Below are 6,198 nucleotides of genomic sequence, written 5' to 3' on the forward strand. Positions count from 1 at the left end.
GGATCGGGGAGTTCGCGCTCGCGGCGCTCGGTGGTGTGGGCGTCGGACTGGTCCTGATGGTGCCGTTGCACTGGCTGCGCACCCGCCTCAAGGAGGCGCTGCTGCAGAACACCCTGTCGCTGCTCATCCCCTTCGTGGCCTACGCGGTCGCCGAGGAGGTGCACGCCTCCGGGGTGCTGGCCGTGGTGGTCGTCGCGCTCTATCTGGGGCACCGTTCCTGGCAGGTGGACTTCGCGACCAGGCTCCAGGAGGCGGCGGTCTGGAAGATGGTCGCGTTCGTCCTGGAGTCCGCGGTCTTCGCCCTCATCGGGCTCCAACTGCCCGTCGTACTCAAGGATCTCGGCGAGTACGAGGGCCTGCGCGCCGTCTGGTACGCGGTGGCCGTGTTCCTGGTGGTCGTCGCGGCGCGGTTCGTGTGGGTGTACCCGGCGACGTTCCTGCCGCGCCTTCTCTCCCGGCGGATCCGGGAGCGGGAGACCAATCCGACCTGGACCGGGCCGCTGATCGTGGGCTGGGCCGGGATGCGCGGCGTGGTGTCCCTCGCCATCGCGTTCTCGATCCCGCTCACCGTGGACGACGGCGAGCCCTTCCCTGGGCGCAACCTGGTGCTGTTCCTGACGTTCACCACGGTCATCGGGACTCTGGTGGTGCAGGGTCTTTCGCTGCCGGGGCTGATCCGGCTGCTGCGGGTGCCGGGCCGGGACGCGCAGGCCGAGACGCTCGCCGAGGCGCAGGCGCAGAGCGAGGCGTCACGGGCCGCGGAGGAGCGCCTGGACGCGTTGCTCGCCGATGACCGCAACGCGCTGCCGCAGCCCCTCGCGGACCGCCTGCGCACGGTCCTGGAGCGGCGCCGCAACGCGGTGTGGGAGCGGCTCGGCGCCACCAACCCGGTGACCGGCGAGTCCGCCGACGACACGTACCGCAGGCTGTCCCGCGAGGCCCTGGCCGCCGAGCGTGCCGTCTTCGTGCGGTTGCGGGACCAGAGGCGGATCGACGACGAGATGCTCCGTACGCTGCTGCGCCGCCTCGACCTCGAGGAGGCGGCGGCCTACCGGGAGGAGTCCGGCTGAACCGGCTCCCAGGGGCGGCCGGTGATCACCGCGGCGAGGCGGGTGCCGGGCGGGAAGGTGCCCTCTTCGACGAGGGTGGTGAGGGCGTACAGCAACTTGGCGACATAGTGAGGTTCGAGCACCAGGCCGTGACGCCGGGTGAAGTCCTCGGCGAAGGCGTCGAGTGCGGGGTTCGTACGGGCGTATCCGCCGCAGTGGAAGCGGTCCTCCAGGTGCCAGTCGCCGGTGCGGGCGCCGAAGGTCTCCCGCTGCAGCCGCTCCGTCTCGGCGTCGAGGAAGCCGCCCTTGAGCACGGGCACCCCGATGGCCCGCTGGTCCGGTGCGAGGCCGGCGGCCAGGCCGGCCAGGGTGCCGCCGGTGCCGCACGCGACGGCGACCACATCGGCCAGGCCGCGCAACTCGGCGCCGAGCTCCGTGCAGCCGCGTACGGCAAGGGAGTTGGAGCCGCCCTCCGGGACGAGGTGGACGGTGTGCGGGTCGACGCCCGCCGCGGCGAGCACCGCGTCGAGGACTTCAGGCTCGCCCTTGCGCCGGTATGTCGACCTGTCGATGAAGTGCAGCCGCATGCCGTCGGCCGCGCAGCGCGCCAGGGACGGGTTCAGCGGCCGGTGCGCCAGTTCGTCGCCGCGGACGACGCCGACGGTGCTGAAGCCGAGGAGGCGGCCCGCGGCGGCGGTGGCCCGCAGGTGGTTGGAGTAGGCGCCGCCGAAGGTCAGCACGGGGCGTCCGGCGGCGGCCCTGAGGTTCGGGGCGAGCTTGCGCCACTTGTTGCCCGGCAGGTCGGGGTGGATCGTGTCGTCGCGCTTGAGGAGGAGCTGGACGCCGTGCCGGGTGAAGCGCTCGTCGTCGAGCCGGTGCAACGGCGACGGGAGCCGGGGCCGCAGTCGGGTCAGGTCGGGCGCGCTCACCCCTTCATTGTCGCCGGGCGTCCGGGTCGGTGTCCGGTCGGGTCACTTCAGGCGTTCGCCGATCCGCTCGCGCATGGTGTCCATGTCGAAGCCGCGCGGGTCGACCTTGCCCGGCTGCCACTCCAGGTGTCCGATCACCGACCGTTCGTTCCAGCCGTAGTGGCGGCAGATCGCGGCGGCGGCCTTCTCGATGGCCTCCAGCTGGGCCTTCGGCCAGGGGTCCTCGCCGTCGCCGAGGTTCTCGCATTCGAAGCCGTAGAAGTAGCGGTTGCCGTCGGTGTTCGCTTCGTTGTCGTGCGGGAGTCCGCGTTCGGCGATGACGGCGCGCAGCACTTCGTCGTCGCCGAGGCCCGCGTGGTTGGCGCGGCCGTTGCCCACGAGGTGGACCTTGCCGTCCTTGGTGATCACGCCGTGGCACAGCGGGCCGGGGAGCGAGGCGTGGCCGTCGTAGCAGACGCGCACGGTCGCTTCGCTGCCCGAGGTCACGGTGTGGTGGATCATCACGCCGTGCACGGGGCCCCACGGGCCCTTGTGGTTGCGGTTGTGGGTGCGCCACTCGCGCACTTCGACCACGGTGAGTCCCTCGTCCTCGAGGGCTTCGAGGAAGGTTCCCGCGGACATGGGGTCGGACATGACGCCTCCGTCAGGGGCCGCGGCGGCGGCCGGATGCGCACCACCTCTTGTCCCGCTTGTACCGGAACGTCGGTGCGGGGGCCAGTAGTTCGGGCACGTTCGACGCGCTGTGCGAGCTGATCCGGACACCGGACGCGCAGGTCGGGTGGTGATCGGCGGTCGGTCGGCGGTTGGCCGGGGTGTGGAGCGGGCGGGCCTGTGGGGTCAGCCGCGGAGGAAGCCGTCGCCGTTCGTCGCGATGTGGGCCTCCAGTTCCTGGAGTGCCTGGAGGGTCGCGCGGGGGTCGCCGGTGCCGCGCTGCTCCGCGAAGTACGCGGCGCCCAGCTTCTTCAGGAGATCCCCGCCCGCGCGCTGCGCCTGGACTTCGTCGAGCTTCTGCTTGCCCTGCGTGAGGCCGCGCTGGGCCTGCTCCTTCGCGCGGTCCAGGAAGCCTGCCATGGCTCGTCTCCTGTCGTGGTGCGGATGGTGCGTCGCTTGCCTCGGATGAACGGACGGCCCGAACTTCGAGTTCCCCGGGCTTTGCGCCCCTTGCCTCGTGCCTCGCGCCCGGACCGCCTACGGGAATGGGGAGCCCGGGAATCCGTGAGCGTGCCCAGCCGGACCCGATCCATTCCCGCTCGTTTGTGTGATGGCGTGACAACTCGCGGTGATGGAAGGGTTGTTGAGCGCGCCCGGCACATGCCTGGCGCACGTCATGACACCGGTTCACCGCGCAGGACTATGGATGATCGAGAGGGCCCGCACATGTCGGTAGGCGAAGAGATCCGCACGGAGCAGGTCAGGCCGCAGCAGAGCCTGGCCACGGATGCCGCGCGGAATCTGGCCACCACCACGAAGTCCACCCCACAGATGCAGGAGATCAGCTCGCGCTGGCTGCTGCGCCGACTGCCCTGGGTCCAGGTGCAGGGCGGTACGTACCGAGTGAACCGACGTCTGAGCTATTCCGTGGGTGACGGCCGTGTCACCTTCGTGAAGACCGGCGACCGTGTGCAGGTGATCCCCGCCGAGCTCGGTGAACTGCCCGCGCTGCGCACGTTCGACGACCAGGAGGTGCTCGGGGAACTCGCCCGCCGGTGCGAGCAGCGGGAGTTCGCGCCGGGCGAGACCCTCTCCTCCTTCGGCAGTCAGGTCGACGGCGTCTTCCTGCTCGCGCACGGCCGGGCGGAGAAACTCGGCACCGGTCCCTACGGCGACGACTCCGTGCTCGGGGTGCTCGCCGACGGCTCGTACTTCGGCGAGGCCTGCGTCCTCGACCCGGAGGCCATGTGGGAGTACACGGCCCGCGCCGTGACGAACTGCACCGTCCTCGTGCTGCCCCGAGGCGAGATCGAGCAGGTCGCGGAGCGCGCGGACTCGCTGCGCGACCACCTCGCCCTGCTGCGCGCCGTTCCGCAGCAGCGCACCAACAAGTACGGCGAGCGGGAGATCGACCTCTCCGCCGGCCACGTGGGCGAGCAGGAGATCCCGAGCACGTTCGTGGACTACGAACCGTCGCCCAGGGAGTACGAACTGAGCGTCGCCCAGACGGTGTTGCGCATCCACACGCGCGTGGCGGACCTCTACAACCAGCCGATGAACCAGACCGAGCAGCAGTTGCGGCTGACCGTGGAGGCGCTCAAGGAGCGCCAGGAGCACGAACTCATCAACAACCGCGAGTTCGGCCTGCTCAACAACTGCGAGTACGACCAGCGGCTGCAGCCGCACGACGGCGCTCCCGGCCCCGACGACATGGACGAGCTGCTCAGCAGGCGGCGCGGATCCAAGCTGTTCCTCGCCCACCCGCGCGCCATCTCCGCCTTCGGCCGGGAGTGCAACAGGCGGGGTCTGTACCCGGAGAGCGTGGAGGTGGACGGCAACAGGGTGCCGTCCTGGCGCGGCGTGCCGATCTTCCCGTGCAACAAGATCCCGATCAGCGATGCCCGTACGACCTCGATCATCTGTATGCGTACGGGCGACGAGGACGCGGGCGTGATCGGGCTGCGCCAGTCGGGCCTCCCGGACGAGATCGAGCCGGGTCTGTCGGCGCGCTTCATGGGCATCAATGAGCAGGCGATCATGTCCTACCTGGTGACGGCGTACTACTCCGCGGCCGTCCTGGTGCCCGACGCGCTCGGTGTCCTGGAGAACGTCGAGATCGGCCGCTGGAGGTGAGCGAGCGACTGCTCGCGGTGGACGAGCCGGGCACCCTTCCCGAAGCGCGGGCCTCCGACCGCGAGCGAGCGACCACAGCCGTCTCGGGGCCCGCCCCGGACGCCGAGGGGCGGGAGGCGGCCGTACTCCTGGACCGCACCCGGCAGGCGGTCGACCCCGAGCTGCGCCGGGCGATCGAGTCGCTGCCCGGCACGATGCGGAGAGTCGTGCGGTACCACTTCGGCTGGGAGGACGAGGACGGCCGGCCCGCGGCGGGGCGGGGCGGCAAGGCGATCCGCCCGGGGCTCGTGCTGGCAGCGGCGCGCGCTCTGGGCGGCTCGTCAGCGACGGCGGTGAAGGCCGCCGCCGCAGTGGAGATGACCCACAACTTCACGCTGCTGCACGACGACATCATCGACCGCGACCGCACCCGCAGACACCGGCCCACCGCGTGGACGGTCTTCGGCGAGGCGGACGCGATCCTGGCCGGTGACGCGCTCCAGGCGCTCGCCCTGCGGGTGCTCGCCGACGACCCGCACCCCGCGTCGCCGTACGCGGCGGCCAGGCTCGCCGCCTGCGTGGTGGAGCTGTGCGAGGGCCAGCACATCGACACGGCGCTGGAGAGCCGCGCCTGCGACGAGGTGGACCTCGACGAGTGCCTGGCCATGGCCGAGGCCAAGACGGGCGCGCTGCTCGGCTGCGCCTGCGCCCTGGGCGCGCTGTACGCGGGTGCGGGCCGGGACGAGGTGGAGGCGATGGACGCGTTCGGCAGGGAGGCGGGGCTCGCCTTTCAGCTGATCGACGACGTGATCGGCATCTGGGGCGATCCGGGGCGCACCGGCAAGCCGGCCGGCGCCGATCTGTTGGCCCGCAAGAAGTCCCTGCCGGTGGTGGCCGCGCTCACCTCGGGCACGGCAGCCGGGGAGGAACTGGCCGCGCTGTACCCGGTGTTGGGGCCCGGCGACGTGGAGCGCGCCGCCGACGCGGTCGACCGCGCGGGCGGCCGGGACTGGGCCCAGGCTCATGCGGCCGACCGGATGGCCCGTGCCGTGCACCAACTGGCGCGGGCGGTGCCGGACCCGGACGCGGCGGGCGGGCTCCTTGCGCTCGCCGAGTTCGTGACGCGGCGCAGGCACTGAGGCGGCGCGGGTGCTGGGGCGGTGCAGGCGCTGAGGCAGAGCGGAGGGCGGGCGCTACGGCGTATGAGGGTGACGGAAGAGGAGGGCGCGTGCGGGTGGCGGAAGGAGGTGACGCCGGAGGGTGATCGCGGGGAGTAGGGGTACGGAGTGGGGCGCGGTGTGACCGCGCGGCCGCACGCGCACCGGCAGGTTCCCGCCAGTGTGCGGGCGGCCACCCCGCCCGCACGGAAGGTGCGCCTACGCTGCAACGGCCCGTAGAGCAGCGGCTGTTGGGGGAGTGGGCGGGATGGGTGTGGCGATCCGCAGGGCGGGTGAGGG

The 6,198-nt window shown here is 71.9% G+C and carries 6 protein-coding genes; 3 read left to right on the forward strand and 3 right to left on the reverse strand.

All coding sequences use genetic code 11. The features are described 5' to 3' along the window. Positions 1 to 1,070: cation:proton antiporter (locus GUY60_RS32505; protein ID WP_161704437.1), on the forward strand; the 1,070-nt coding region annotated here is incomplete at its 5' end. Here the strand turns inward: GUY60_RS32505 and GUY60_RS32510 are convergent. The 3 genes from GUY60_RS32510 to GUY60_RS32520 all read right to left on the reverse strand — a co-directional run bounded on the left by GUY60_RS32510 (position 1,049) and on the right by GUY60_RS32520 (position 3,049). Continuing rightward, positions 1,049 to 1,978: a 1-aminocyclopropane-1-carboxylate deaminase/D-cysteine desulfhydrase gene (locus tag GUY60_RS32510; RefSeq protein ID WP_161704439.1), complete on the reverse strand. Its 930-nt coding sequence runs from the start codon at positions 1,976 to 1,978 to the stop codon at positions 1,049 to 1,051. The two genes, GUY60_RS32505 and GUY60_RS32510, sit on opposite strands and share 22 nt — an antisense overlap. A gap of 42 nt (positions 1,979 to 2,020) precedes the next feature. Further along, positions 2,021 to 2,611, reverse strand: a complete 591-nt coding sequence (locus GUY60_RS32515) for an N-acetylmuramoyl-L-alanine amidase (protein WP_161704441.1) — start codon at positions 2,609 to 2,611, stop codon at positions 2,021 to 2,023. Positions 2,612 to 2,815: 204 nt separating this feature from the next. Next, positions 2,816 to 3,049 (reverse strand): hypothetical protein, encoded by a 234-nt coding sequence (locus GUY60_RS32520; protein ID WP_161704443.1) that lies wholly within the window; start codon positions 3,047 to 3,049, stop codon positions 2,816 to 2,818. Positions 3,050 to 3,355: 306 nt separating this feature from the next. Here GUY60_RS32520 and GUY60_RS32525 point away from each other — a divergent pair, with 306 nt between their 5' ends. Both GUY60_RS32525 and GUY60_RS32530 read left to right on the forward strand, forming a co-directional pair. Further along, complete coding sequence (locus tag GUY60_RS32525) at positions 3,356 to 4,762, forward strand: family 2B encapsulin nanocompartment shell protein (RefSeq protein WP_161704444.1); 1,407 nt, start codon at positions 3,356 to 3,358, stop codon at positions 4,760 to 4,762. After that, entirely contained in the window at positions 4,759 to 5,880 is a 1,122-nt protein-coding gene (locus GUY60_RS32530; protein ID WP_312866506.1) for a family 2 encapsulin nanocompartment cargo protein polyprenyl transferase, read from the forward strand. The genes GUY60_RS32525 and GUY60_RS32530 overlap by 4 nt, the downstream gene beginning before the upstream one ends. The last annotated feature ends 318 nt before the right edge of the window (positions 5,881 to 6,198 follow it).

Source organism: Streptomyces boluensis, assembly GCF_009908195.1.
In the GTDB taxonomy this organism is placed as follows: domain Bacteria; phylum Actinomycetota; class Actinomycetes; order Streptomycetales; family Streptomycetaceae; genus Streptomyces; species Streptomyces boluensis.

Excerpts from the sequence above, each read along its gene's own strand:
- GUY60_RS32515 (WP_161704441.1), bottom strand. The coding sequence starts at position 2,611 with ATGTCCGACCCCATGTCCGCGGGAACCTTCCTCGAAGCCCTCGAGGAC.
- GUY60_RS32520 (WP_161704443.1), bottom strand. The coding sequence starts at position 3,049 with ATGGCAGGCTTCCTGGACCGCGCGAAGGAGCAGGCCCAGCGCGGCCTC.
- GUY60_RS32525 (WP_161704444.1), top strand. The coding sequence starts at position 3,356 with ATGTCGGTAGGCGAAGAGATCCGCACGGAGCAGGTCAGGCCGCAGCAG.